The 24767-nt window shown below is 72.7% G+C and carries 25 protein-coding genes; 15 read left to right on the top strand and 10 right to left on the bottom strand.

Annotated features, from left to right (window positions below):
- Positions 1–29: 29 nt before the first annotated feature.
- Complete coding sequence (locus OG598_RS19640) at positions 30–743, top strand: VIT1/CCC1 transporter family protein (RefSeq protein ID WP_328650517.1); 714 nt, start codon at positions 30–32, stop codon at positions 741–743.
- A 6-nt stretch (positions 744–749) separates the two neighbouring features.
- Here OG598_RS19640 and OG598_RS19635 read toward each other — a convergent pair whose 3' ends face one another.
- The 7 genes from OG598_RS19635 to OG598_RS19605 form a co-directional block, all read right to left on the bottom strand.
- Complete coding sequence (locus OG598_RS19635; RefSeq protein WP_328650516.1) at positions 750–1478, bottom strand: nucleotidyltransferase domain-containing protein; 729 nt, start codon at positions 1476–1478, stop codon at positions 750–752.
- Positions 1479–1629: 151 nt separating this feature from the next.
- Positions 1630–2130, bottom strand: coding sequence for a nitroreductase family deazaflavin-dependent oxidoreductase (locus OG598_RS19630; RefSeq protein ID WP_328650515.1), 501 nt, complete (start codon positions 2128–2130; stop codon positions 1630–1632).
- A gap of 74 nt (positions 2131–2204) precedes the next feature.
- Positions 2205–4982: an FtsX-like permease family protein gene (locus OG598_RS19625; RefSeq protein ID WP_328650514.1), complete on the bottom strand. Its 2778-nt coding sequence runs from the start codon at positions 4980–4982 to the stop codon at positions 2205–2207.
- Complete coding sequence (locus OG598_RS19620; protein WP_328650513.1) at positions 4979–5737, bottom strand: ABC transporter ATP-binding protein; 759 nt, start codon at positions 5735–5737, stop codon at positions 4979–4981. The genes OG598_RS19625 and OG598_RS19620 overlap by 4 nt, the downstream gene beginning before the upstream one ends.
- Positions 5710–6312: a PadR family transcriptional regulator gene (locus tag OG598_RS19615; protein ID WP_328650512.1), complete on the bottom strand. Its 603-nt coding sequence runs from the start codon at positions 6310–6312 to the stop codon at positions 5710–5712. The genes OG598_RS19620 and OG598_RS19615 overlap by 28 nt, the downstream gene beginning before the upstream one ends.
- A 53-nt stretch (positions 6313–6365) precedes the next feature.
- The gene (locus OG598_RS19610) at positions 6366–6803 is read right to left on the bottom strand and encodes a ferritin-like domain-containing protein (protein ID WP_328650511.1); all 438 of its coding nucleotides are present in this window, start codon (positions 6801–6803) and stop codon (positions 6366–6368) included.
- Positions 6800–7252 (bottom strand): hypothetical protein, encoded by a 453-nt coding sequence (locus OG598_RS19605; protein WP_328655380.1) that lies wholly within the window; start codon positions 7250–7252, stop codon positions 6800–6802. Before OG598_RS19605 ends, OG598_RS19610 begins: the two co-directional genes overlap by 4 nt.
- 230 nt (positions 7253–7482) lie before the next feature.
- Between OG598_RS19605 and rimP the strand changes: the two genes are divergently transcribed.
- The 9 genes from rimP to OG598_RS19560 all read left to right on the top strand — a co-directional run bounded on the left by rimP (position 7483) and on the right by OG598_RS19560 (position 15455).
- Positions 7483–8172: a ribosome maturation factor RimP gene (rimP, locus tag OG598_RS19600; protein WP_328650510.1), complete on the top strand. Its 690-nt coding sequence runs from the start codon at positions 7483–7485 to the stop codon at positions 8170–8172.
- Positions 8169–9212: a transcription termination factor NusA gene (nusA, locus tag OG598_RS19595; RefSeq protein ID WP_238671748.1), complete on the top strand. Its 1044-nt coding sequence runs from the start codon at positions 8169–8171 to the stop codon at positions 9210–9212. The genes rimP and nusA overlap by 4 nt, the downstream gene beginning before the upstream one ends.
- A gap of 16 nt (positions 9213–9228) precedes the next feature.
- The gene (locus OG598_RS19590; protein ID WP_328650509.1) at positions 9229–9561 is read left to right on the top strand and encodes a YlxR family protein; all 333 of its coding nucleotides are present in this window, start codon (positions 9229–9231) and stop codon (positions 9559–9561) included.
- Between the two features lie 93 nt (positions 9562–9654).
- Positions 9655–12675: a translation initiation factor IF-2 gene (gene infB, locus OG598_RS19585; RefSeq protein ID WP_328650508.1), complete on the top strand. Its 3021-nt coding sequence runs from the start codon at positions 9655–9657 to the stop codon at positions 12673–12675.
- Between the two features lie 90 nt (positions 12676–12765).
- Entirely contained in the window at positions 12766–13062 is a 297-nt protein-coding gene (locus tag OG598_RS19580; protein WP_091400377.1) for a DUF503 domain-containing protein, read from the top strand.
- Between the two features lie 126 nt (positions 13063–13188).
- Entirely contained in the window at positions 13189–13689 is a 501-nt protein-coding gene (rbfA, locus tag OG598_RS19575; RefSeq protein ID WP_112624086.1) for a 30S ribosome-binding factor RbfA, read from the top strand.
- Entirely contained in the window at positions 13686–14735 is a 1050-nt protein-coding gene (locus OG598_RS19570; RefSeq protein WP_328650507.1) for a DHH family phosphoesterase, read from the top strand. Before rbfA ends, OG598_RS19570 begins: the two co-directional genes overlap by 4 nt.
- Positions 14736–14838: 103 nt before the next feature.
- Positions 14839–15246 carry a hypothetical protein gene (locus OG598_RS19565; protein WP_091400383.1) on the top strand — a complete coding sequence of 136 codons (408 nt, stop codon included), beginning with the start codon at positions 14839–14841 and terminating at the stop codon, positions 15244–15246.
- The gene (locus tag OG598_RS19560; RefSeq protein ID WP_238686867.1) at positions 15246–15455 is read left to right on the top strand and encodes a DUF6186 family protein; all 210 of its coding nucleotides are present in this window, start codon (positions 15246–15248) and stop codon (positions 15453–15455) included. The genes OG598_RS19565 and OG598_RS19560 overlap by 1 nt, the downstream gene beginning before the upstream one ends.
- Before the next feature lie 445 nt (positions 15456–15900).
- On the opposite strand, the gene OG598_RS19555 is transcribed toward OG598_RS19560, so the two are convergent.
- A complete protein-coding gene (locus tag OG598_RS19555) occupies positions 15901–16734 on the bottom strand; it encodes a hypothetical protein (RefSeq protein WP_328650506.1) in 834 nt (277 codons plus the stop codon).
- A gap of 203 nt (positions 16735–16937) precedes the next feature.
- Here OG598_RS19555 and OG598_RS19550 point away from each other — a divergent pair, with 203 nt between their 5' ends.
- Positions 16938–18260 (top strand): MATE family efflux transporter, encoded by a 1323-nt coding sequence (locus tag OG598_RS19550; RefSeq protein WP_328650505.1) that lies wholly within the window; start codon positions 16938–16940, stop codon positions 18258–18260.
- Positions 18261–18281: 21 nt separating this feature from the next.
- Here OG598_RS19550 and OG598_RS19545 read toward each other — a convergent pair whose 3' ends face one another.
- Together OG598_RS19545 and OG598_RS19540 are read right to left on the bottom strand one after the other, a co-directional pair.
- On the bottom strand, positions 18282–19277 hold the full coding sequence (locus tag OG598_RS19545) for a hypothetical protein (RefSeq protein ID WP_328650504.1): 996 nt from the start codon (positions 19275–19277) through the stop codon (positions 18282–18284).
- Positions 19278–19287: 10 nt separating this feature from the next.
- Positions 19288–19590 carry a hypothetical protein gene (locus OG598_RS19540; protein ID WP_328650503.1) on the bottom strand — a complete coding sequence of 101 codons (303 nt, stop codon included), beginning with the start codon at positions 19588–19590 and terminating at the stop codon, positions 19288–19290.
- A 191-nt stretch (positions 19591–19781) separates the two neighbouring features.
- On the opposite strand from OG598_RS19540, the gene truB reads away from it, so the two are divergent.
- The 4 genes from truB to OG598_RS19520 all read left to right on the top strand — a co-directional run bounded on the left by truB (position 19782) and on the right by OG598_RS19520 (position 24759).
- Positions 19782–20666 (top strand): tRNA pseudouridine(55) synthase TruB, encoded by an 885-nt coding sequence (truB, locus tag OG598_RS19535; RefSeq protein WP_328650502.1) that lies wholly within the window; start codon positions 19782–19784, stop codon positions 20664–20666.
- Positions 20667–20742: 76 nt separating this feature from the next.
- Positions 20743–21672 (top strand): bifunctional riboflavin kinase/FAD synthetase, encoded by a 930-nt coding sequence (locus tag OG598_RS19530; protein ID WP_196921595.1) that lies wholly within the window; start codon positions 20743–20745, stop codon positions 21670–21672.
- Between the two features lie 199 nt (positions 21673–21871).
- Positions 21872–22141: a 30S ribosomal protein S15 gene (gene rpsO, locus OG598_RS19525; RefSeq protein ID WP_030337594.1), complete on the top strand. Its 270-nt coding sequence runs from the start codon at positions 21872–21874 to the stop codon at positions 22139–22141.
- Positions 22142–22368: 227 nt separating this feature from the next.
- Positions 22369–24759 carry a polyribonucleotide nucleotidyltransferase gene (locus OG598_RS19520; protein ID WP_328650501.1) on the top strand — a complete coding sequence of 797 codons (2391 nt, stop codon included), beginning with the start codon at positions 22369–22371 and terminating at the stop codon, positions 24757–24759.
- The last annotated feature ends 8 nt before the right edge of the window (positions 24760–24767 follow it).

The following is a 24767-nucleotide window of genomic DNA, read 5'->3' as shown; positions in this document are numbered from 1 at the left end:
CCCGCAGTCGCGAACGAAGGGCAGGCGCCGTGACCGACACCCCAGCGGCGCTGCGCGAGGCGCACCACGCGGACGTCTCCGGCGGCTGGCTGCGTCCGGCCGTCTTCGGCGCAATGGACGGCCTGGTCACCAACATCGCCCTGATCGCCGGCGTCGGCGGCGGCGGGGTGTCGCCCCGCAGCATCGTGCTCACCGGCAGCGCCGGCCTCGTCGCCGGTGCCATCTCCATGGGCCTCGGCGAGTACACCAGCGTGCGCTCCGCCAACGAGCAGGTCGCCGCCGAGGTGGCCAAGGAGCGACGGGAACTGGAACGGCACCCCGAGGCGGAGGCCCGGGAGCTGGCCGACGCGTGGGTGGCCCGGGGCCTGCCCCGGGACCTCGCCACCCAGGTCGCCGAGGCGGTGCGGCGCGACCCGGAGGAGGCGCTGCGGGTGCACGTCCGCGAGGAGCTGGGCGTCGACCCCGACGACCAGCCCAGCCCGTGGGCCGCGGCGATCTCGTCGTTCCTGTTCTTCTCGATCGGCGCGCTGGTCCCGCTGCTGCCGTACCTGCTCGGCGCCACCGAACTGTGGCTGGCGCTCGCCGTCGGCGGGCTCGGGCTGTTCGCCGCCGGTGCCGTGGTGGCCAGGTTCACCCGCCGTCCCTGGTGGACCAGCGGGCTGCGCCAGCTGCTGCTGGGCGCCGCGGCGGCCGGCGCCACCTACCTGATCGGCTCGCTGATCGGCGTACCGGGCGGGCTGTGACGCGCCTCAGGTGCTGAGCAGCTCGTCGATCGTGCCGTCGACCGCACGGCCACGGGCGGCCAACTCCTCTGCCTGCCGGGCCAGCACCACACCCACCTCGGTCATGTCCGCCCCGGCCAACCCGGTGCGCCGCACCGCGTCCCCCGGGTCACGGAAGTAGGTGCGACTCAGCAGACCGGTGACGGTGGCCGCCGCCAGCCGGGCCTCACCGAGCATCAGCAGAGCCTGATCGGTCTCGTACCACTCGGCCAGCCGGGCCGCCCGGGAGTGCGCCGCGCTGCCCCTGTACCACGCCTGGCGGGCCGCGGTGCTGAACTCCGCCGGCCGGGCCCGAGCCAGCCGGCCGAGGTGCTCGTCGCGCAGCGTCCGCAACCAGCCCGTCGGATCGTGCAACGCCTGCGTGGTGACGTACCGGTCGGCGGTCAGCGGCCAGAGCGGGGAGAGCACCCGGGCCTGGGCCAGGTAGTCCTCGGCGGCGGCCACCGTCAGATCGACGAGCACCCCGTCCACCCGCCGGGTCGCCGGCGGCGGGCCCGTCCCGGGTCGGTAGGTGACCACCAGCATCCCCGCCTCGCGGTCCCCGCCGCCGTCGTCGTCCCCGTGCGCCAGAGGCCCGTGCACAGCGATCGCGAGCGCATCGGCCGGGAACCGCCGTCGGACCGCCTCGGCGACCCGCTCCGCGACCGTCCACCGTCGATCGTCGAGGCCCCGGTCGACGCCGGCCAGCTCACTCACCGGACCAGCTCTGTTCGCGGCTGCGGGGCTCGCAACCCCGGCTCACTCCTCGCGCTCACGGGGCCGCCTCTGTTCGCGGCTGCGGGGCTCGCAACCCCGGCTCACTCCTCGCGCTCACGGGACCACCTCGCCTTGGCTTCCGAGCGTCAGCCTAGCCAGCCGACGGGGGAGCTTCGGGCGCGCCGCGCCCGGTCGGGGCCAGCCGGAAGATGTGGATCTCCCGGCCACCGGCCCGCTGCACGTACGTGTGGTACGCGGGCCACGCGGTGACCAGCAGCTGCCACAACCTGTCCCGTTCGGCGCCGGAGGCCCGCTCGGCCCGCACCGCGAACCGCCGGCCCTTCACGTCCACCTCGGCGGCGGGATCGGCGAGCAGGTTCATCGCCCAGCCGGGGTGGTGGGTCTGCCCCCAGTTGGAGCCGATCACCACGTACGCGTCGCCGTCGGGCACGTAGAGCAGCGGATTGCTGCGGGGCTTTCCGGAGCGGCGGCCCGTTGTGGTGATCAGCAGGGAGGGGAGCAGGCCGAGCGCGACCACCCGGCCGCGGGTGAGTCGACCAACCATCCGATCGGCCGGAACCAGCAGGCGCGCGGTGGCGCCGAACCAGCGATGATGACCGACTCGACGGACGACGTTCCTGAGCACTGACACGCGGGTCAGTCTGCCGGCTGCCCGGCCCCGGCGGCACCCCCGCCCGGTCCCGTTTCCCTCGCCCGGCGGACCGGTCAGTCCAGCCGCCGTTCGATCGGCAGTCGGGCCCTGGTGAACAGGCCCGCCCCGAGCATCGCGACCACCGGTACCAGCACCAGGACCCCGAGCACGGGCCACGGCACCAGGAAGGGGTACGGATCTGACACCGGCCAGTCACTGGCGTACTGCCGGTTCACCGAGACCAGCACGATCGCGGCGGTGCCGAGGCCGGCCACGATGCCGAGCACCGAACCGAGACCGGCGATGACCCCGGCCTGGCAGATCGCCAGCAGCCGGCGTACCGCTGGGGCCGCGCCGACGGCCGCGAGGGTGGTCAGCTCGGCGCGTCCCTCGGCGGCGGCGAGCGCCGTGGCGATCCCGGCCGCCCCCACGGTGATCAGCCCGGCCGCCGCCGCGAGCAGCAGGAGCAACGGTGAGACGTCGCGTGGGGCGCCGCCGTTCTCCACGCTCAGCGCGAGCGTCCCGAATGGCCGCAGGGCGGCGGCGAACCGTGCCTGTTGCTCCTCGTCCGGCGGGGTCGTGGTGCCGATCACCCAGCCGGTCTGCGACCAGCTCAGGCCGAGTTGCTGGGCGGCGGCGGCGGACAGCAGCAGACGGGGCTGGCCGGTCGCCCGGGGCAGCGCGTACCCCGGAAGGTCGTGGACGGTGACCGGCCGGTCCGGCCCGGCCTCCACCTCGCTGACCCGGACGGTCACCAGGCCGTCGTGCAGGTAGCGCGGGTCGGTCACCACCACGCCACCGGCGCGCAGCACGGTCGTGGCGGCTGCCGTCGTCGCCGGGTCCACGCCGGTGAGCAGGGGGAGCGCGGTCCCGTCGTCGACTCCGGGCTTCACGTAGCCGCCGAAGAAGTCCGCCTCGCGGAACTGGCAGCGGGGATCGGCGCGGGCCTGCTGGCGTTGCGCCGGGGGGAGTTGAACGCCGGGCTGCCAGGGGCAGGCCCGGGTCAGCGGGAGCACTGGCGCGATGTCGCAGTAGCCGGTGCGCCCCGCCCCGCAGCTCGGTGTCTGCACCGGGACCACCGCGCCGGCCCCGAGCTGATTTCGGGCCGCGGCGGTGATCTGGGCCAGCGTGGGCTGCCCGGCCGATCCGACCGGATTGACCATCACGTGGCCGGTCGGCAGCGCCGGCCGGTAGGCGCGCGCGTCGCGGGCGCCGTCGCTGGCCAGGTATCCGCCGAGGGCGACGCTGCTGGCGACGGCGGCCATCACGGCGCAGATGGCCGGTGCCGCGGCGGCCCGGTTGCGGCTGGCATCGCGCAGCGCGATCCGTGGTGCCAGCGGCAACACCCGGCCGAGGCGGGCGAGCAACCCGAGCAGCGTGGGCGTGCAGCAGACCAGGCCCAACTCGCCGAGGATCAGCCCGGTGAGAACCACAGCGGGGGAGGTCCGGGTGGCACCGAACGCCGCCAGCCCCGCCCCGCCGACCACCAGTGCCAGTCCGAGAGCCAACCACCGGCCTGGGGATTTCGCCGGGGTGCGTCGTCCGGCGAGCCCGGCGCTGACGTCCTGCCGGGCGGCGGTCCAGGCCGGTGCCAGCGCGGCGAGCACCCCGGCCAGCACCGCGACGCCACCGAGCAGGACCAGCGCGCTCGGCCAGCAGCGGTAGCCGCCGAAACGGGCGCTGAAGACGTACTGCTCCATCAGCGGGCGACCGGCGAACGCCGCGCCGACGCCCACCAGCAGGCCGGCGGCGGCCCCCAGCACACCCAGCACCACACCGTCGGCCAACACGACCCGGCGAAGCTGGGCGGCGTCCCCGCCCGCCACCGCGACCAGCGCCAGATCCCGTCGACGGCGACGGACGCCGACGGCGAAGGCCGGCCCGACCAGCAGGACGACCTCCAGCAGCCCGAGGCCGGCGATCAGGACGCCGGTGCTCAGGTCGTTCGGGTTGTCCCCCATGATCGACCCGAGCCAGGTCCGGTCCGCTCCGGTCGCCGAGTCGATCCGGTGCCGCGCGGTGACCACCACCCCGCTGTCGTTGAGCCGGGACACCAGTGCCGCGTCGACGGTGCCCGGCACGTCCGCCAGCCAGACTCCGTCCGGCTCCGGACCGGTCGACGGCACGGCCCCCGGGTGCAGCGCCACCACCGGTCCGAGGTCGTCGGGAAACTCGACCACCCCCACCACCGTGTACGCCCTGCTGCCGTCGGCGGCGGCCACGGCGTGGCCGAGGCGCAGGTCCAGGCGACGCAGCGCCCTCGGACTGACAGCGACCTCACCGGGTTGCTGCGGCGCCCGGCCGGCGCGGAACCGCACCAGTCCGCGGGCCAGCGGATCGGTGAGGTCCAGCACCCGACCGTTCACCACCTCGTCGCGGTGCGGGCCGCGCAGGGTCAGCGGGATGTTTGGACGCACCTCGGTGACCCGGCTGCCCGGCCCGAGCAGCGCGGTCAGCCGGGCCGCTGTGACCTTCGCGGGAAGCTCGCTGTCGCGGGTGTACCAGCCCTCGCCCCACTCGTCCTGCTCCACCGGGGTGTCGGCGATCCACTGCAACTGCGCGTCGGCCACGCCGAGCCTGCGGTCGACGCGTTCCTGTGGGGTCAGCTCGGCCATGTCGTAGCTCGCCGCCAGGAAGGCCAGCGCCGCCACCGGCATGGCGATCATCGCGAGCACCAGGGCGGTCCGCCGCCGGGACCGGCGTGACTCCCGCCGGGCGATCCGCAGCGCCGCCCGCCAGGAGCCGGTCAGCTCGGCGAACCGCCGCCGGCCGACCGGGGCGGGCGACGCGACCGGCTTCGGCATCGCGGTGTCGGCCCGACCGAGGGCCCGCGTCGGACGGCGAACGGTCACCGGTCGCTGCCGGACAGCAGCTGCTCGACGCTGCCCAGCGGTGCCGTCGTGTCGACCAGCACGCCGTCGCGGAGGAACACCACCCGGTCGGCCCAGCCGGCGTGCCGCGCCTCGTGGGTGACCAGCACTCCGGCCGCGCCCGCGTCGATCCGGCGGCGCAGCAGGTGCAGCACCGCCTCACCGGTCTGGGAGTCCAACGCCCCGGTGGGCTCGTCGGCGAGGACCAGCCGGCGTTCGCCCACCAGCGCGCGGGCGATCGCCACCCGCTGCTGCTGCCCGCCGGAGAGTTGGTCCGGGAAACGGTCACCCAACGCGGGCAGGCCCACCTCGGTGAGCGCGGCCATGGCCAGTTGGCGGGCCCGACGTCCGCTGGCCCCGTCGAGTTCCAACGGGAGCGCCACGTTCTCCAGTGCGCTCAGGCTGCCCAGCAGGTTGAGCTGCTGGAAGATGTAGCCGATCCGACGGCGGCGTAGCTGGGCCAACCCGCGGCGGTCCAGGGCCCCCAGGGGTTGCCCCTCGACCCGGACCTCGCCGCCCGTCGGACGGTCCAACCCGCCGGCGAGAGCCAGCAGTGTCGATTTGCCGGAGCCGGACGGCCCCATCACGGCGACCAGCTCGCCGGGCCGGACGACCAGGCTGACGCCGCGCAGCGCGTGCACCGCCGCCGGCCCGGCGCCGTGGGTGCGGTGGACGGCGCGTAGCTCCAGCACCGCGTCGTCCGATCCGCTCACCGTCTTGCCTCCTCGCCGGCCCATCGAGCCGCGTCCCGAGCGTCGGCGTCATCGGGTCGGGGAGCGGGAGGCGCCGGGCCGCTGGGTTGGTGCCGCACCAGACTGGTCTCGCAGTGGTCCAGCCAGCGCACCTCGGCCTCGGCCTGGAACACCATCGAGTCCAGCACGAGACGCCAGGGAAGGTCCTCCGGCCGGTTGCTGCCGTACTTCAACCGGGTCAACTCCTGAAGGGCCCGCATCGTCGCGCTGCGTTGGGACTGCACCACCGACCGCACGTCGACCCCGGGGGTGGTCAGCGCCAGCGCCAGCTTGATCGCCAGCTCGTCGCGGGGGCGGTCGGTACGGCTGATCGGGGTGGCGAACCACAGCGCCAGGTCCGCCCGGCCGGCGTCGGTGATCTCGTACGGGCGCTGCCCGGCCTCGCTCTCCGGCAGCGGGCGCACCAGACCGTCCCGTTCCAGCCGGGACAACGTGGTGTAGACCTGCCCGATGTTCAGTGGCCAGGTCGAGCCGGTCGACTCCTCGAACGCGGCGCGCAGCTGGTAGCCGTACATCTGGCCGCGTTCGAGCAGGGCGAGCAACCCGTGACGGATGGACATGGCAACGGAGTATGCATACCTGGTATGCGTACCGCAACCGGAGTGGAGTCGGCTCAGGTCGGTCGACCGGGAAACGGGACAGTCAGCGGGGTCGACCCGGCAGTCTTCCGCCACCGGGTGGCCCGTACGGCGTACTCGACCAGGGCGGCCAGGGCCTGGTCCCGGTCGGCGCCGGTGGTGGACGCCAGGGCGGCCCGCCAGTGCGCGGCCGTGCGCTCCTCCACCTCGGCGGCGAGCCGCAGGGCGCTGGCCCGGTCGGTGACCGGGAACGGCAGGGCGTACCCGGCCCGGTCCGGCGGGACGACGCCGCCGGCCGTGGTGAGCTGCACCACCAGCGCGTCGCGCCGGCGTCGATGTGCGGCCTCCGCCTGGCGTGCCGCGTCCCGCGCCGCTCCGCTGAGCCGGACACCGATCCGTCCGTAGGCGTAGATGGCCGCGTACTCGGCGGACAGGGCGGAGGCGAGTGCCTCCCCGGCGGACGGCTGCCTCACTTCAGTGCCTCCTGGTGAGTTGCCCGGGCGGCGACTATCGACCCGAGCAGTGCCGCCCGCTCCGCGGGCGCTGCGGCGCAGGCGGCGGTGGCGGACTGCTGGGCGGTCTTCTCCAGCGCCCGCAGGGCGGCGCGCGCGCCGTTCGGATCGGCTGCCGGGGCGGTGGTCGGGGCCGCGGAGGCCGCCGACGGCAGTGTCACGCCGATCACCCGGGCCAGCTCGGTGGCGTGCGCGGTGTGCGTCTCGGCGATCGGGTTGAGCCGGTCGGCGAGCTCGGGATGGGCGGTCGCGCTCGCCCGGTACGCGGCGGCCAGCGCGAGTGACTCGTCCACCATCGGCCGCAGCGGGTCGGGCGGTGGGTCCGGCTGGTCGTCGCGGTCGAAAAGATCACAGCCGGTCAGCGGCGTCACGGCGCCGCCGAGCACCAGCAGCGCCCCGGCACTCAGCAGCTTTCGCCGGGAATGTCCGGATGCTTGGTCGCGCTGTGTCGTTCTGCCGATCCCCACCGGCCAAGTCAACACCATCCGTGCCGGTCCGGGGGTCACCGGCGTCGGTGCGCCGCCCGGTCCGCCGCCGGGCAGGCGCGTTACGCTCTGCGCAACCACCGGCGTGTCCACTCCGGTGGCGTGCCGGCATGGCGGGACTACCAGTCCCCGTCGACCAGGGAGAGGGTGCGGAGATGACGCAGCGTGGCCGTGCCACCAGGCCGACGGGTCGACCCCGCGGTGCTGCGGGCCCCCGCGGCGGTGACCTCGCCGCCCGGCGGGACCGACTGCGGGCCGTGATCGAGCCGGTGGTCAACGACGCCGGCTACGACCTGGAGGACCTGTCGGTTTCCCGGGCCGGCCGCCGGCACGTGGTGCGGGTGATGGTGGACACCGACGGCGGGATCGACCTGGACGCCGTCGCGGTCGTCTCCCGCGCGGTCTCGGCCGCGCTGGACGCCGCGGAGGAGACCGGCGGCGACATCCTCGCCGGCGAGTACCAGCTGGAAGTCAGCTCGCCCGGCGTCGACCGGCCACTCACCCTGCCCCGCCACTGGCGGCGCAACGTGGGCCGACTGGTCAAGGTCACCGCCCGGGGCGCGGCCGCGTTGCCCGGCCAGCGGGGCGAGCAGCCCGCCGGTGACCGTCAGCTGACCGGCCGGGTGGTCGCGGCCGACGACGAGGGCGTGCACCTGGAGACCGACGACGGCCGCGCCGCCTGGGCGTACGCCCAGCTGGGCCCCGGCCGCGTGCAGGTCGAGTTCACCCGGCTCGCCGAGCTCGGTGAGCCGGACGACGAGTTCGACGACGCGGACGATTCCGACGAGATCGACGATTCAGACGACATCGACGACGAAGATGATGTGGAGGACGAGGAGAGGTGAACATCGACCTCGCGGCGCTGCGCGCACTCGAGCGCGAGCGGGAGATCCCGTTCGACACGATTCTCGCGGCGATCGAGACCGCGTTGCTGACCGCCTACCGGCACACCGACGGGGCCGAACCCCACGCCCGGGTGGAGATCGACCGCAGGTCGGGCGCCGCCCTGGTGTACGCGCAGGAGATGGATGCCGACGGCAGCCTGGTGCGGGAGTGGGACGACACCCCGCACGACTTCGGCCGGATCGCCGCCATGACCGCCAAGCAGGTGATCCTCCAGCGGTTGCGGGAGGCCACCGACGAGGTGCACTTCGGTGAGTACGTCGGCCGCGAGGGTGACCTTGTCACCGGCGTGGTGCAGGCGCACGAGACGCGTACCGAGAAGGGCATCGTCAGCGTCGACCTGGGCAAGCTGGAAGGCGTGCTGCCGCAGTCCGAGCAGGTGCCCGGCGAGCGGTACGCGCACGGCGAGCGGGTCCGCTGCGTCGTGGTGCACGTGGCCAAGGGCATGCGCGGGCCGCAGATCACCCTGTCCCGGTCGCACCCGGCTCTGGTCAAGAAGCTCTTCGCGCTGGAGGTGCCGGAGATCGCCGACGGCACCGTCGAGATCGGCGCGATCGCCCGTGAGGCGGGTCATCGCACGAAGATCGCCGTCCGCTCCACCACCCCCGGTGTGAACGCGAAGGGCGCCTGCATCGGCCCGATGGGTCAGCGGGTGCGTGCCGTGATGAGCGAGCTGCACGGTGAGAAGATCGACATCATCGACTGGTCGGACGACCCGGGCACCTTCGTCGGCAACGCGTTGTCGCCGGCCAAGGCGCTGCGGGTCGAGGTGGTCGACCTGGCCAACCGGGCCGCCCGGGTGACAGTTCCCGACTTCCAGCTCTCGCTCGCCATCGGTCGGGAGGGGCAGAATGCCCGACTCGCGGCCCGATTGACCGGTTGGCGGATCGACATTCGGTCCGATGCGGAGCAGACCGCGCCGGCAGCGCGTGGGGTAACTGATCACGTGCGGGAGCCGGGCGGAGCGATCTCGGGAAGCTAGGGGTAGACTTCCTCCAGTGGTACGACGCACTCAACCGGAGCGCACCTGTGTGGGTTGCCGGAAACGTGCGCCGGCCAGCGAATTGCTGCGAATCGTCGCGGTCAGGGACGAGGCTGGTCACAGCCTCCGGCCTGATCCGCGCCGCAGGCTGCCGGGTCGGGGAGCGAACATGCACCCGGATCCGGCCTGCTTCGCGCTGGCGGTGCGGCGCCGCGCCTTCGGGCGTGCGCTGCGCAGCACCGAGGTCCTCGACCACGGTGCGCTGGCGGAGCACGTCGATGCGCCAACCACTACGTCCGGTCAGCCCGACCGGGCGAGGGTCGCTAGCAGGGTAGGACGACCGACATGAGCACACGATGAAGTCCCTGAAATGACCAGGCTTCAAGTGCACGAGTGAGGTCGCTGCGGGTGCTGCCCGCACGACCTCGGAGTGAGGAGTGCAGTGGCAGGCAAGGCCCGCGTACACGAGCTTGCAAAAGAGCTCGGGGTCGAGAGTAAGACCGTTCTCGCCAAGCTGAAGGAAATGGGCGAGTTCGTGAAGTCCGCGTCCAGCACCGTCGAGGCGCCCGTCGCCCGACGGCTGCGCAACGCATTCGTCGCGTCCGCCGGAGCCCCGGCTCCGGCCGCCCCGTCGGCGCCCGCGTCGATGCCGGCTTCAACCCCGACCCCGACGCCATCCCCGACCCCGGGCGCGCCCCGGGTCTCGGCCAAGCCGATGCCGCCTCGGCGGCCGGCCGCGCCGGCACCCGGTCCGAAGCCCAAGGGTCCGGTTCCCGGTGCGCCGCAGACGGCGACCCCGGTCGCCAAGCCGGCGAGTGCCCACGACATCGAGGTGGCGGCCGCGGAGGCGCGTGCCGCCGCGCTGAAGGCTGAGCAGGAGGCCGCGGTCAAGGCCGCGCAGGCCGCCCGCCAGCAGCAGCGGGACAACCCCGTTCGCCGGGAGCCTCCGGCAGACGGTGGCAACCGCCCCGGCCCTCGGCCGGGTCCCGCGGCGATGCCGCCCCGTCCCGGTTCGCCGGCAGCTCGTCCGAGCACGCCGGCTCCCGGTCCGGGTGCCCGGCCGGGCGGTCGTCCGCCGGCGCGCGGTGCCGGTAACAACCCGTTCGGCATCCAGGGTGGCCAGCAGCAGCGGCCCCCGGCCGCCGGTGCGGGTGGCCCTCGGCCCAACAGCCCGGCGGGCATGCCGCCGCGGCCGAGCCCGAACTCCATGCCGCCGCGGCCCAGCCCGGCGTCCATGCCGAGTCAGCGTCCGGCTGCCGGTCGCCCCGGTCCCGGTGGCGCTGGTCGCCCCGGTGGCGGTGGCGCTGGTCGCCCCGGTGGCGGTGGCGGCGGTTTCCGCGGCGGTCCCGGCGGTGGCGCCGGTGGCGGTGGCGGTTACCGAGGCGGCCCTGGTGGCGGCGCGGGTGCCGGCGGTGGCGGTGGCTACCGCGGCGGTCCCGGCGGCGGTGCTGGTGCTCCCGGCGGCGGTTTCCGTCCGGGTGGTCCGGCCGGTGGCGGCGGTCGTCCGGGTGCGGGCGGTCGTGGCCGTGGCGGCGGCGCCGCGGGTGCCTTCGGGCGTCCGGGTGGTCGGCCGACGCGCGGTCGCAAGTCCAAGAAGCAGCGCAGACAGGAGTTCGACAACCTGTCGGCTCCGACCATGAGCTCGGGTGCTCCCCGGGGTCAGGGTCAGATCGTCAGGCTCTCCCGTGGCGCCTCGCTGTCCGACTTCGCGGACAAGATCAACGCCAACCCGGGTTCGCTGGTCCAGGAGATGTTCAACCTGGGCGAGATGGTCACCGCGACCCAGTCCTGTTCTGACGACACCCTGCACCTGCTGGGTGAGCACCTGGGCTTCGACATCCAGATCGTCAGCCCGGAGGACGAGGACCGCGAGCTGCTCGCGCAGTTCAACATCGACCTCGACGCGGAGGTGGCCGAGGAGCGTCTGGTCAGCCGTGCGCCGGTGGTGACCGTCATGGGTCACGTCGACCACGGTAAGACCAAGCTGCTCGACGCCATCCGTAAGGCGAACGTCGTGGCCGGTGAGGCGGGTGGCATCACCCAGCACATCGGCGCCTACCAGGTCCACGTCCCGCACGAGGGCGAGGACCGGGCGGTCACCTTCATCGACACCCCGGGTCACGAGGCGTTCACCGCCATGCGTGCTCGTGGTGCCCAGGTCACGGACATCGTGATCCTGGTCGTCGCGGCCGACGACGGTGTGATGCCGCAGACGATCGAGGCGTTGAACCACGCCAAGGCGGCCGACGTGCCGATCGTGGTCGCGGTCAACAAGGTCGACAAGCCGGACGCCAACCCGGACAAGGTCCGCCAGCAGCTGACCGAGTACGGCCTGGTCGCCGAGGAGTACGGCGGCGAGACCATGTTCGTCAACGTGGCAGCCAAGCCGGGCATCGGCATCGAGGAACTGCTCGAGGCCGTCCTGCTGACCGCCGACGCGTCGCTGGAGCTGACCGCTCCGATCGACGGGCCGGCTCAGGGTGTGGCCATCGAGGCGCACCTGGACAAGGGTCGCGGTGCGGTGGCGACGGTGCTGGTGCAGAAGGGCACCCTGCGGGCGGGCGACTCGATCGTCGCCGGTGGGGCGCACGGCCGGGTCCGGGCGATGCTCGACGAGAACGGCAACCAGCTCACCGAGGCTGGGCCGGCGCGTCCGGTAATGGTTCTGGGTCTGACCGCGCCGCCCGGCGCGGGAGACACGTTCCTCGCAGCGGCGGACGACCGCACGGTGCGGCAGATCGCCGAGCAGCGGCAGGCACGGCGGCGGGCGGCGTCCTTCGCCAACTCCCGTGGTCGGGCCACCCTCGAGACGCTCATGGAGCAGCTCAAGGAGGGCGAGAAGACCTCGCTCAACCTCATCCTCAAGGGCGATGTCTCCGGTTCGGTGGAGGCACTCGAGGACGCGCTGTTCAACCTCGACATTCCCGAGGAGGTCCAGCTCAAGGTCCTCGACCGGGGCGTCGGCGCGATCACCGAGAGCAACGTCATGCTCGCGAGCGCCTCGTCCGAGCCGGTCACGATCATCGGCTTCAACGTGCGGGCCTCGAACAAGGTCCGTGAGATGGCCGACCGCGAGGGCGTGGAGATCCGGTACTACACCGTCATCTACCAGGCCATCGAGGAGATCGAGGCAGCGCTCAAGGGCCTGCTCAAGCCGGAGTACGAGGAGGCCGAGCTGGGCAGCGCGGAGATCCGCGATGTCTTCCGCTCGTCCAAGATCGGCAACATCTCCGGTTGCATCGTCCGGTCGGGCATCATCCGACGCAACGCGAAGGCTCGCCTGCTTCGGGACGGGGCGGTCGTGGCGGACAACCTCACGATCACCTCGCTCAAGCGGTTCAAGGACGACGCCACCGAGGTCCGCGAGGGCTTCGAGTGCGGTCTGACCCTGGGTGGTTACAACAACGTCCAGGTCGGCGACGTCATCGAGACCTTCGAGATGCGGGAGAAGGTTCGCGCCTGATCCGGCAGTGACACGCTGATCAAGGGGTTTACGCCACTCGGCGTAAACCCCTTGATCATGCGGGGCGGGTTGGCGGTATCGTCCGGGGCGATGTTCACCGGAACCGCGGTCTTCGACCTGCTGCTGCCGGGCGACTCCCGGTCGCTCAAAGCCAAGAGATCATATGTACGGCCGATCGTGGCGGCGCTGCGCCGCTTCGAGGTGTCGGCCGCTGAGGTGGGTGCGCTCGACCTGCATGGTCGAGCGCAGCTGGCGGTGGCCGTGGTGGCCGCCGAGACGGCGCACGTCCGCGAGGTGCTCGACTCCTGTGAGCGCCTGGTGGCCAATCGCCCCGAGGTCGAGTTGCTGTCCGTTCGACGCCGGCTCTACGGCGTGGACGACGACTGACAGTGGTGCCGGCTGTGCCGGGCGACCGGAGCGGCCCCGAAGGTAATGTTCGAGATGTTGGCCGGTCGGCCGGCGGCCTCCGGGCCGCCGGGTCGACCGGAAGCAGGACGCCGTGGAGGTGGCGAGATGTCTGATCCGGCCAAGGTACGCCGGCACGCGGAACGGGTGCGTGAGCTGGTCGCGTCGGTGGTGCGGAGCCAGATCAAGGACCCGCGGCTCGGGATGATCACCATCACCGATGCCCGGATTACCGCTGACCTGCGCGACGCGACGGTCTTCTACACGGTGCTCGGTGACTCGGTGGCCCAGGCGGACACCGCGGCGGCGCTGGAGAGCGCCAAGGGGCTGCTGCGCAGCACTGTCGGCAAGGCCCTCGGGCTGCGCCACTCGCCGACCCTCACGTTCGTCCTCGACGACGTGCAGGACCAGGTCAAGCACATCGACGACCTGCTCGCCGCAGCCCGCAACGCCGATGCCGAGGTGCAGCGGCTCGCCGCCCAGGCGAAGTACGCGGGCGAGGCCCAGCCGTACCGGGTGGACGACGAGACCGACGAGGCGGACGAGACGGACGAGGCCGACGAGGCCACCGACGTCAAGGAGACCCCGCGGGGTGGGGAAACGCGGTGACCAGCACCGCCAGCGCCCCGTACGCCGGGGCAGCCGGGCTCGGCCCCGCCGAGGCGGACTGGGCCGCGGCCGAGGCGTTGGTGCGGGCTCTCCCGCCGACCGCCCGGGTGCTGCTGATCTGCCACGTCAATCCGGACGGCGACGCGCTGGGCAGCATGCTCGGCTTCGGTCTGGGCCTGCGGCAGTTCGGCGTACGCGACGTGCAGGCGACCTTTCCCGGGCCGCCGGAGCTGCCGGAGCCGTTCCGGGGGCTGCCTGGGCTGGACCTGCTCGTCCCGGCGGACGCCGCCGACCCGGCACCCGATCTGGTGATCTGCTTCGACGCGGCGAGCGAGTCGCGTCTCGGCGAGTTGGCCGGGCGGTTGTCGTCGGCGGGTGCGGCGCTGGTGCTCGACCACCACGCCTCCAACCCCGGTTTCGGCACTGTCAACCTGGTCGACCCGGGTGCGGCGGCGACGTCGGTAGTGGCCGAGCAACTGCTGGCCCGGCTCGGGGTGGTGGTGGATCCGGCCATCGCCGAGTGCCTCTACGTGGCGCTGACCACTGACACCGGCTCGTTTCGGTTCGAGGCGACCACTCCGGCGGTGCATCAGATGGCCGCTCGATTGTTGGCGACCGGCATCTCGCCGGGTGACATCTCCCGGCGGGTCTTCGACACCCGGCCCTTCGGCGCGGTCCGCCTCTTCGGTGAGGTGCTCGGCCGGGCTCGACTGGAGCCGGCCGCCGCCGGAGGTCGGGGCCTGGTCTGGACCTTCGCCACCCTCGATGACCTGGCCCGGCACGACCAGCGGCCGTACGTGCTGGAGGCGCTGATCGACTCCGTGCGCTGCACGGCCGAGGCGGATGTGAGCTGTGTGGTGAAGCAGACCAGGCCCGCCGAGTGGGCGGTGTCGATGCGCAGCAAGGGCGCGGTGGACGTCAGTCGGGTCGCGGTGGCGCTGGGCGGTGGTGGGCACACGTTCGCGGCCGGGTTCACCGGTCGGGGCACCGTCGAGCAGGTGGTCGAGTCGATTCGCGGTCAGCTGGACGCGGCGCTGATCGGCTGACGTCGGCCTTCGGCCGTCATCGATCCGTCGGCCCGGAAGATCAGGGTCAGCTCCGGGGAGTGTTGGTCTTCCCGCGTTCCGTGATACCGGGAAGAATTGCGGGATGGAGCAGCCGCACGACCTCACCGTGGAGGCCCCCCGCGCCTGGGACCGGCCCGCCGTCTCCGTTCCCGTCCTCGTCTGCCTGTCGCTCGTCGGTGGCCGGTTCGCGTCCTTCTCCACCGAGGCGAATCTGTTCACCCTCGGGACGGGCGGGGTGCTGATCTGGCTCGGTCTGAGCAACCGGGTGTCCCGTCGGCCGGCGCCGCGCCGGCTGGGCCCGGGGGCGGCCTGGTGGGCGGTGCCGGTGGTGGTCTTCGGGGTCTTCGAGGGCGTGACCTTCGTGCTGGCTGCCGGCGATGACTTCCCCACCTTCTCCCGGTTGGCCGATCCTCTCCTGGAGGATCAGCTGACCCGTTCGGCGGTCTGGTTCGCCTGGTTGGCGGCCTTCTGGGGGCTGGTGCGGCGATGATGCGCGCGCTCGCGATCGGCGGCTTCCTCGCCGCGCTGGTCCTCTTCGCGGTGGTCGAGTGGATGGCTCGGCGGGAGGGGTCGCGGATCCCCACCCTGGGCGAGGTCTGTGCCTATGTGATGCGCTACGAGGTCGGTCCGGTGCCGGTGGGCCGGATCGGTCTGTTCGGGTTCTGGTGGTGGCTGGGCTGGCACTTCCTGGCTCGCTGAGCCGGGTTGCCGACCGTCCAAATGGCGGGAACCGTAAGCAGTATGTGGACCTGAACGATAACTTGGGAGAAGGCCGGTGCCGCCTGGCGGTGCAGGTCATGGGCGGTGGTGCCACACCCCGTGCCGCCTCCCTCCAGGGTCGGATCGACCCGGGCTCACGCTGCCCAGTCGGCTGCTCCGGTAACCCCGGACCGCCGTGGGGCGCTCAGCAGGACCGCCCGTGAGGGCCGCCGCGTGTCGGCGGCTCACGCCCTGGGAAGAGGAGCGCCACCATGCCGAACAAGCCCAAGCCCGAGACCACCACCGACGACGCCCGCGAGCAGGCCCGCCGCGCGCTGCAGACGTCGATGGACACCCGTCAGTGAGTCGTCTCGGCCGGTGGTGACGCCGCCGACGCGCCGCGCCGACGGCGTCACCGTCCGGCCGCCAGTGGGGGTCGAGCCGTTCAGGACAGGAACGTGTCCAGGGCCGCCTCGATGGTGCCGGAGTCCGGCGTCGCGTACGCCCTCATGGTGGTCTTGTCGTACGAGATGAAACTCGGGCACCTGTTGGTCGGGGCGGTCACTGTGCCGCCATCGCCGATCTTCCCGGCGGTCTTGGCCGCGTAGAAGGTCAGGGTGTAGCGCGACGAGACGTAGTCGATGGTGACCTGCTTCTCCGCCTTGTCCTTGTACTGACACTTCTTCGGGACGCCCTGGCTGCCCTCGTCGAACTTCAGGCAGCCGACCACCGACACCTTCTGGTAGTCCGCGCCCTTGGCGTAGTAGGACTTGTCCGAAGGGACGTACGTCGACGACCAGGACGTCGGCCGGTCGGGGTTGTTCGAGAACGTGTAGGCCTTGGCGCCGGCCGGGCCGCTGTAGGGCGCCGCGTTCAGGATCGGGCTGCCTTCGCAGACGTTCGCCATGTCGCTGGAGTAACGAGCGGTCATCGCGTTGTTGTTCGGTGGATCCGCCTGCCCCGGCGTGGGGACGGTCCCCGTGCCCGGCGTGCTGCCGGTGCCCGGCGTGGGGGTGGAGGCCGTGCCGCGTGCGGGCTCGTCGTCGTCGTAGGCGAGCAGGATGCCGATTCCCGCGCCGCAGATGGCGAGTATGACGACCACCGCGCCGGCGACCAGCCCGATGATCAGGCCCTTGTTCGACTTGGCCGGCGGCGGTGGTGTGCCGTAGTACGGCTGGGGTGGTGGCTGTCCGTACGGCGGATAGCCGCCCTGCTGTGGGGCCGGCGGGCCGCTCCAGGGGGTGACGTTCGGGTCGGGCGGAGGGTAACTGTCGCTCACTGTGATTAGGCCTATCGCTGTCGTGGTGCCCCCGCGTGGGAGCCTCGGACAGGGTAGTGAGCGCCGCAAACCGGGATGCCGGCGACAGGTGGCGCATCAGGGCCTCGATCCTCGGTGACGTCCGCCGAGCCGGTCGAGAGGTCGGCCCGTAAGTTACCGGCGGCCTTGTGCTCCTTACCACAGCCATGCCAGGATCGGCGGCGATGAACCATGCCGCCACCGCCCACCGACCCGCCTCGCCTCGGCGGATCGCCGCGCTCGCCCTGCCTGCCCTCGTGGTGCTCGCCGCCGAACCGCTCTACGTGCTGGTCGACACCGCAGTGGTCGGTCACCTCGGCCGGGTGCCGCTCGCCGCGCTCGCCGTCGGCGGCACGGTCATGACGCTCACCGCCTGGGTGGGCACCGTTGTCGCCTACGGCACCACCGGCCGCGCGGCCCGCCGCTTCGGCGCTGGTGACCGGGCCGCCGCGGTCGCCGAGGGCGTCCAGTCGTCCTGGTTGGCGTTCGGTGTCGGTCTGCTGATCGCGATCGGCATGCAGGTCGGCGGCGGCGCGCTAGCGCGTACCCTCGCCGGTGGTGGTGGCGAGGTCGCCGACGCCGCCGCCCAGTGGTTGCGGATCGCGGCCCTCGGCGCTCCCGGCCTGCTCCTCGCCGCCGCCGGCAACGGCTGGCTGCGCGGCGTGCAGGACACTCGCCGCCCCCTGTACTTCGTGCTCGGCCCCAACCTGCTCTCCGCGCTGCTCTGCCCGCTGCTGGTCTACCCCGGCGGGCTGGGGCTGGTCGGCTCGGCAGTGGCGAACGTCGTCGCGCAGACGCTCTGCGGGGTGCTCTTCGCCGCCGCCCTGGTCGGCGAGCGGGTGTCGCTGCGACCCCAACCCCGCGTGATCCGCCAACAACTGGTGCTCAGCCGGGACCTGCTGATCCGTGGGCTGGCGTTCCAGGCCAGCTTCCTGTCCGCGACCGCCGTCGCCGCCCGCTTCGGCGCCGCAGCGGTCGGCGCCCACCAGATCGCCCTGCAACTCTGGTTCTTCACCGCGCTGGTGCTCGACGCCCTCGCCATCGCCGCGCAGTCCCTGGTCGGCGCCGCGCTCGGCGCCGGCGACGACGCGGGCGCGCGGGCGCTCGCCCGCCGGGTCGGGCTGCTCGGCGGCGTCTGCGGCGTGGGCTTCGCGCTGCTCGTCGCCGCCGGCGCGGGCGTGGTGCCGTCGTGGTTCAGCTCCGACGCGGGGGTACGCGAGCAGGCCATGGTGGCCTGGCCGTGGTTCGTCGTCATGCTGCCGCTGGCCGGGGTGGTGTTCGCCCTCGACGGTGTGCTGATCGGCGCCGGCGACGTGCGTTACCTGCGCAACCTCACCATCGTGGCGGCGCTCGGCGGATTCCTGCCGGCCATCTGGCTGGCGTACGCGTTCAACCTCGGGCTGGGCGGCATCTGGGCCGGGCTCACTCTGTTCGTGGTGATCCGGCTGGTCGCCCTGCTGCTGCGACTGCGCAACGGCAGGTGGGCGGTGACCGGCGCGGTCCGCTGACCGGGTCGCCGGGGCGGCCGGTCAGCAGCGCGTGGTGGTCGGCGCGGGCGCGTCGAGGTCGAAGATGGTGCCCGGGTCGCCGGCGGGTATCCGGTTCCCGTGCAGGTCGGCCACCCAGAACTGCTCCTGCACCCAGCCCTCACGGAGTTGGGCGCAGTCCGCGTTCCAGGTCACGGCCTCCGCCGAGGTGACCCAGAGGCCCCGGGCGGACGCCGGCACGTCGTCCGGGTGCGGCACCTGCCACACCACCTGGTCGCGCAGCGCCACCACCGTCGCGCCGGCGGGCGCCCGCAGGTCCACGTCGAACGGGTACGCCCAGACGAACTCCGTGGAGACCTCCAGCACTCGGATGCCGTCCTGCCTGGTGGCCCGGTAACTGACCCGGCCGTCGGCGCGGACGCCGAACTCCCACTCCGACGGCGACGCCATCCTCGTGGCGTACCGCAGGAAGCTGCCGTTGGTGAAGTCTCCCCGGAGTTGTTCGCGAGCCTCCGGGGCGAGCAGCGCGAGGAACGGCTCCGGATCCCCGGAGAACATCGAGATGTCGACCCGGCTCTCGATCAGTGCCTTGCGCACCGACTCCAGCGCGGTCCGTACCTGGGCCGCTGTGAACGGCCCGGTGCTCTTGGCCGCCGGCATCCGCACGGCCTCCTCGGCAGGCGCGAAGGAGGCCGCCGGCGACCCGGCGAACAGGTCCCGTGGTTCGCCGACCCTGCTCACCGGCGGGGTGAGGCTCGGTGTGGGGCTCGCCGAGGCGGACGTGCGGACACCATCGGCGACCCGACCGAACAACACCACCCCGCCGACGACCATCAGCAGTGCCATCACCAGCCCGAGGCCGAGCAGCAGGGCCCCGTTGTGCCGGGCCGAGAAGAATCGGACCCGGTCCCACCCGGTGGGCTGGTGCTCGGTCTGCGATGACCGTAGCCAATCCGGTAGCTGCACCGGGTTGACCTGCGCTACCGCGGCGGGCGGCGGTGGCGGGTCGATCGGCTCCCTCGGCGGGGTGTTCTCCATGGTTCCTCCGTCAGTATCCGCCGCTGGTGGCCAGCGCGAGCAGATAGTAGGCGCCGGTCACCAGGGCGGCCCCGAGGGCGGCGGCCACGACGAACGAGAGCACGGCGACGATGTGCGGGTGCGACTCGCTCCATCTGGTCCGGCCGCGCCAGTGCCACATCGTCCGGCGGGCGGCCCGGAGCGCCGGCCAGCCCTCGATCAGGTCGTCGACGTAGCGCGCCGGGGTCCGCCGCGTCGGCGTCGGATCCCGCATCCAGTCCGGAAGGTCGACCCGCGCGCGGTGCTCGTGGCCCGGTGGTCGGTCGGTGGTCATCGGCAGTCCTGATCTCACGGTGATGGCAACGGGCGGGTGATCTTCGCATCCGGGAAGGTCGGCCGGCTGTCCTCGCCGGACAAAACGCCCCGTCCCGACGCACCCGGCTCAGCCCTCGGTGCGGAGGCTGGGGTCACGCCGGGCGTGCCCACGCACTGCGGAGTACGTGCCATCTGGCAGGCTTGGCCGACGTGAGCACCGATGGTCTGATCGTGGTCGACAAGCCCGGCGGCATGACGTCGCACGACGTGGTGGCGCGCATCCGCCGACTGGCGAAGACCCGACGGGTCGGGCACGGCGGCACCCTCGACCCGATGGCGACCGGCGTCCTGGTGATCGGTGTCGGCCGGGCCACCCGGCTGCTGACCTACGTGATCGGCGCGGGCAAGAGCTACACCGGCACCATCCGGCTCGGCCAGACCACGGTCACCGACGACGCCGAGGGCAACGTGACCGCCACCGTGCCGGCCGGGCAGGTCACCGACGACGCGATCCGGTCGGCGCTGGCCGGGCTCAGCGGCGAGGTCGACCAGGTGCCGAGCGCCGTCAGCGCCATCAAGATCGATGGGCAGCGGGCGTACAAGCGGGTCCGCGACGGGGAGAGCGTCGAGCTGCCGGCGCGGCGGGTCACCATCTCCCGGTTGGAGGTGCTGGCGATCCGTCGCACCGACCCGGACGTGGTGGACGTGGACGTGGACGTGACCTGCTCCTCCGGCACGTACATCAGGGCCATCGCCCGGGACGCCGGCCTGGCACTCGGTGTCGGCGGGCACCTCACGGCGCTGCGGCGTACCGCTGTGGGCGGCTTCACCCTCGCCGAGGCGGCGACGCTCGACGAGTTGGAGCAGCGCGCCCCGGACGTCGTGAACCTGCCGCTGGACGCGGCGGCCGACCGGTTCTTCGCGCGTCGGGAGGCCACGCCGGACGAGGCCAGGGTGCTCGCCCACGGTGGGCCACTGGACCCGGCCGGCCTCACCGGGCCGTACGCCGTCTTCGGGCCGGCCGGCGGCCTGATCGCTATCGTCAGCGAGCGGGACGGGCGGGCCCGCGCGGAGATCGTGCTCGCACCGGCCTGACAGCGCAGCGCAGGTCCGTCGGCCCGCAGCCGGCGGTGTCGACCCGCCGGCCGGCGGGACAGCAGAGAGGAACGGCATGCAGCGGTGGCGGGGCTACGACGCGGCGCCCGGCGGGTGGGGACGCTCGGTGGTCACCATCGGCGTCTTCGACGGCGTGCACAAGGGGCACCAGGCGACGATCGGGCACGCCGTGGCCCGGGCCCGCGAGTTGGGCGTGCAGTCGGTGGTGGTCACCTTCGACCCGCACCCGGCCGAGGTGGTCCGCCCCGGTTCCCACCCGGCGGTGCTCACCGAGCCGGCCCGTAAGGCCGAGCTGATCGAGGCGCTCGGCGTGGACGTGCTCTGCGTGGTGCCGTTCACCCCGGAGTTCTCCCGGGTGCCGGCCGAGCAGTTCGTGCACGACGTCCTGGTCGAGCACCTGCACGCCGCGTTGGTGGTGGTCGGCGGCAACTTCCGCTTCGGGCACCGGGCCGCCGGCGACGTGGCGTTGCTGGAACGGCTCGGTCAGACGTTCGGCTTCGGCGTGGAGGGCGCCCCGCTGGTCGCCGAGGCCGGCACCGTCTTCTCCTCCACGTACATCCGGTCCTGCGTCGACGCGGGTGACGTGGGCGCGGCGGCCGCCGCGCTGGGCCGCCCACACCGGGTGGAAGGCGTCGTGGTCCGTGGCGACCAGCGGGGCCGGGAACTGGGCTTCCCCACCGCCAACCTGCTCTGCCACCGGTACGCGGCGGTGCCCGCCGACGGCGTGTACGCGGCCCGGCTGATCCGCCGCGGTCAGCACGAGCCGCTGCTGGCGGCGGTGTCGGTGGGCACCAACCCGACCTTCTCCGGCCGGGAGCGGCGGGTCGAGGCGTACGCGCTGGACTTCTCCGGCGACCTGTACGGCGAGCGGCTGGCCCTGGACTTCGTGGCGCACCTGCGTGGTCAGATCCGGTACGACTCGATCGAGCCGTTGATCGCCCAGATGAATCAGGACGTCGAGCGCACCCGGCGCGTACTGGCCTGATCGTGCGGGGGTGCCGGGCCGCCACCGAGGCCCTTCGCCGGGTGTTACCGGCGAGTGCTGGTAGTCTTGCCGGGACGTCGGGTGACCGGCGTGGGGCCTCGCGTGCCTGCTCGACGCCGCGGGTGCGAGGTACCGGTCCGTTCCCGGTCCATCGGGACGACGGACACCCACTTGATCAACCCATCGAAACAGGGAGAACATGGCGCTCGATCAGGAAGCCAAGGCCAGCATCCGCGCGGAGTACGCGACCGCCGAGGGCGACACCGGTTCGCCGGAGGTCCAGGTAGCGGTCCTCACCAAGCGGATCGCCGAGCTGACCGAGCACCTGAAGGTGCACAAGCACGACCACCACAGCCGCCGTGGGCTGCTGCTGCTGGTCGGCCGGCGCCGTCGGTTGCTCAACTACGTCCAGAAGAAGGACATTGCCCGCTACCGGTCGCTCATCGAGCGGCTCGGTCTGCGCCGGTGACGTGACGGGGGAGTGGCCGGACGGCCGCTCCCCCGTACCGCGTCCCACCTGAGGAAACACGGGCCGCGCGACCACCCGAGAGGGAGCCGGTCAGCGTACCGGTCTCCGGTAGTGGCCCCCGGGAACCCCGGCATCATGCCGGCCACCCGGGCGCTTCGATCGAAGACCGGCCGGCTGAGCAGCTCCCCGATGTCGTGGGCCCACGACGCGAAGGAGCACGACAGCACATGACCGAGACCAAACTCGGCACCGAATCCCGCACCGCCGTGATCGACAACGGGTCCTTCGGCACCCGTGAGATCACCTTCTCCACCGGTCGGCTGGCTCGCCAGGCCGCCGGTTCCGTCATCGCCCAGCTGGGCGAGACGGTCGTTCTCTCCGCCACGACCGCCGGTAAGCACCCGAAGGAGCAGTTCGACTTCTTCCCGCTGACCGTCGACGTCGAGGAGCGGATGTACGCCGCGGGCCGCATCCCCGGTTCGTTCTTCCGCCGTGAGGGTCGGCCCAGCGAGGACGCGATCCTCACCTGCCGGCTGATCGACCGGCCGCTGCGCCCGTCCTTCGTCAAGGGCCTGCGCAACGAGGTCCAGGTCGTCGAGACCATCCTCGCGCTCGACCCGCAGCACCCGTACGACGTCGTGGCGATCAACGCCGCCTCGATGTCGACCAAGCTCTCGGGCCTGCCGTTCTCCGGTCCGATCGGGGCGACCCGCGTCGCCCACATCGACGGCCAGTGGGTTGCCTTCCCGACCCTGGAGGAGCTGGCTCGCGCCACCTTCGACATGGTCGTGGCCGGCCGCACGCTCGAGGACGGCGACGTCGCGATCATGATGGTCGAGGCCGAGGCCACCCCGAACGCCGTCGCCCTCATCTCGGCCGGTGCCACCGCCCCGACCGAGGAGGTCGTCGCCAGCGGCCTGGAGGCCGCGAAGCCGGCGATCCGTGAGCTGTGCCGCGCGCAGAGCGAGCTGGCCGAGGTCGCCGCCAAGCCGGTCACCGAGTTCCCGGTCTTCCTGGACTACCAGGACGACGTGTACGACGCCGTCTCCGAGCTGGCCCGCGCCGAGGTTGCCGAGGCGATCACCATCGCCGGCAAGGCCGACCGCGAGGAGGCCCTGGACCGGGTCAAGGCCCGGGTCGCCGAGGAGCTGGGTGCTCGGTTCGAGGGTCGGGAGAAGGAGCTCAGCGCTGCCTTCCGGTCGCTGACCAAGTCCGAGGTGCGCAACCGCGTGCTGCGCGAGCAGGTCCGCATGGACGGGCGTGGCCCGCGCGACATCCGGGCGCTGACCGCCGAGGTCGGCGTGCTGCCCCGGGTGCACGGTTCGGCGCTGTTCGAGCGGGGCGAGACCCAGATCCTGGGCGTCACCACGCTGAACATGCTCCGCATGGAGCAGATGGTGGACACGCTGTCCCCCGAGAACCGCAAGCGCTACATGCACAACTACAACTTCCCGCCGTACTCGACCGGTGAGACCGGCCGGGTCGGCTCGCCGAAGCGTCGCGAGATCGGCCACGGCGCCCTCGCCGAGCGCGCGCTGATCCCGGTGCTGCCGTCGCGCGAGGAGTTCCCGTACGCCATCCGGCAGGTGTCGGAGGCGCTCGGCTCCAACGGCTCCACCTCGATGGGTTCGGTCTGCGCGTCGACGCTGGGCCTGCTCTCCGCGGGTGTCCCGCTGAAGGCACCGGTCGCCGGCATCGCGATGGGGCTCATCTCCGACGAGGTGGACGGCAAGACCCAGTACGTGACGCTGACCGACATCCTCGGTGCCGAGGACGCGTTCGGTGACATGGACTTCAAGGTCGCCGGCACGCCGGAGTTCGTCACCGCGCTCCAGCTCGACACCAAGCTCAACGGCATCCCGTCGGACGTGCTGGCCGCCGCGTTGCAGCAGGCGAACGAGGCCCGGCAGGTCATCCTCGGGGTCATGAAGGCGGCGATCGAGGCTCCGGCCGAGATGTCCGACTACGCGCCGCGGGTCACCACCGTCAAGATTCCGGTGGACAAGATCGGCATGGTGATCGGCCCGAAGGGGCAGACCATCAACGCGATCCAGGACGAGACCGGCGCCGAGATCTCCATCGAGGACGACGGCACGATCTACGTCGGCGCCACCAACGGCCCGTCGGCCCAGGCGGCCGTCGACCGGATCAACGGCATCGCCAACCCGACGCTGCCGAAGCAGGGCGAGCGGTTCCTCGGCACTGTGGTCAAGACCGCCGCGTTCGGCGCGTTCGTGTCGCTCCTGCCGGGCCGTGACGGCCTGCTGCACATCTCCAAGGTGGGCGACGGCAAGCGGGTCGAGCGCGTTGAGGACTTCCTCAACGTCGGTGACCGGGTCGAGGTCGAGATCGCGGACATCGACGCCCGCGGCAAGATCTACCTCGACAAGGTCCGCCCGGAGGGCACCGAGGCTCCGGCCGCCGGTGAGGCCGCCGCTGGCGACCGGCCGGCTGGTCGGGACCGGGGCGACCGGGCTCCGCGTGACCGCGGCGACCGTGAGCGTGGCGGCGACCGTGGCGGTCGTGGCCCGGAGCGCGGCGGCGAGGGCGGCAACGGCGGCGGCGGCGAGGGTGGCGAGGGCGGCGAGCGTCCGCGCCGTCGGACCCGGCACAGCTGACCGTCGTA

The organism is Micromonospora sp. NBC_00330, assembly GCF_036136635.1.
Taxonomy (GTDB): Bacteria; Actinomycetota; Actinomycetes; order Mycobacteriales; family Micromonosporaceae; genus Micromonospora; species Micromonospora salmantinae.
Note: the sequence above shows the minus strand (reverse complement) of the source record. Positions and strands in the feature narration are given on the sequence as shown.

Coding starts and splice junctions, on each gene's coding strand:
- OG598_RS19620 (WP_328650513.1), bottom strand. CDS start 5,737: ATGGGCCGGCGAGGAGGCAAGACGGTGAGCGGATCGGACGACGCGGTG.
- OG598_RS19615 (WP_328650512.1), bottom strand. CDS start 6,312: ATGTCCATCCGTCACGGGTTGCTCGCCCTGCTCGAACGCGGCCAGATG.
- rimP (WP_328650510.1), top strand. CDS start 7,483: ATGACGCAGCGTGGCCGTGCCACCAGGCCGACGGGTCGACCCCGCGGT.
- OG598_RS19580 (WP_091400377.1), top strand. CDS start 12,766: ATGTTCACCGGAACCGCGGTCTTCGACCTGCTGCTGCCGGGCGACTCC.
- rbfA (WP_112624086.1), top strand. CDS start 13,189: ATGTCTGATCCGGCCAAGGTACGCCGGCACGCGGAACGGGTGCGTGAG.
- OG598_RS19565 (WP_091400383.1), top strand. CDS start 14,839: ATGGAGCAGCCGCACGACCTCACCGTGGAGGCCCCCCGCGCCTGGGAC.
- OG598_RS19560 (WP_238686867.1), top strand. CDS start 15,246: ATGCGCGCGCTCGCGATCGGCGGCTTCCTCGCCGCGCTGGTCCTCTTC.
- OG598_RS19550 (WP_328650505.1), top strand. CDS start 16,938: ATGAACCATGCCGCCACCGCCCACCGACCCGCCTCGCCTCGGCGGATC.
- OG598_RS19545 (WP_328650504.1), bottom strand. CDS start 19,277: ATGGAGAACACCCCGCCGAGGGAGCCGATCGACCCGCCACCGCCGCCC.
- OG598_RS19540 (WP_328650503.1), bottom strand. CDS start 19,590: ATGACCACCGACCGACCACCGGGCCACGAGCACCGCGCGCGGGTCGAC.
- OG598_RS19530 (WP_196921595.1), top strand. CDS start 20,743: ATGCAGCGGTGGCGGGGCTACGACGCGGCGCCCGGCGGGTGGGGACGC.
- rpsO (WP_030337594.1), top strand. CDS start 21,872: ATGGCGCTCGATCAGGAAGCCAAGGCCAGCATCCGCGCGGAGTACGCG.
- OG598_RS19520 (WP_328650501.1), top strand. CDS start 22,369: ATGACCGAGACCAAACTCGGCACCGAATCCCGCACCGCCGTGATCGAC.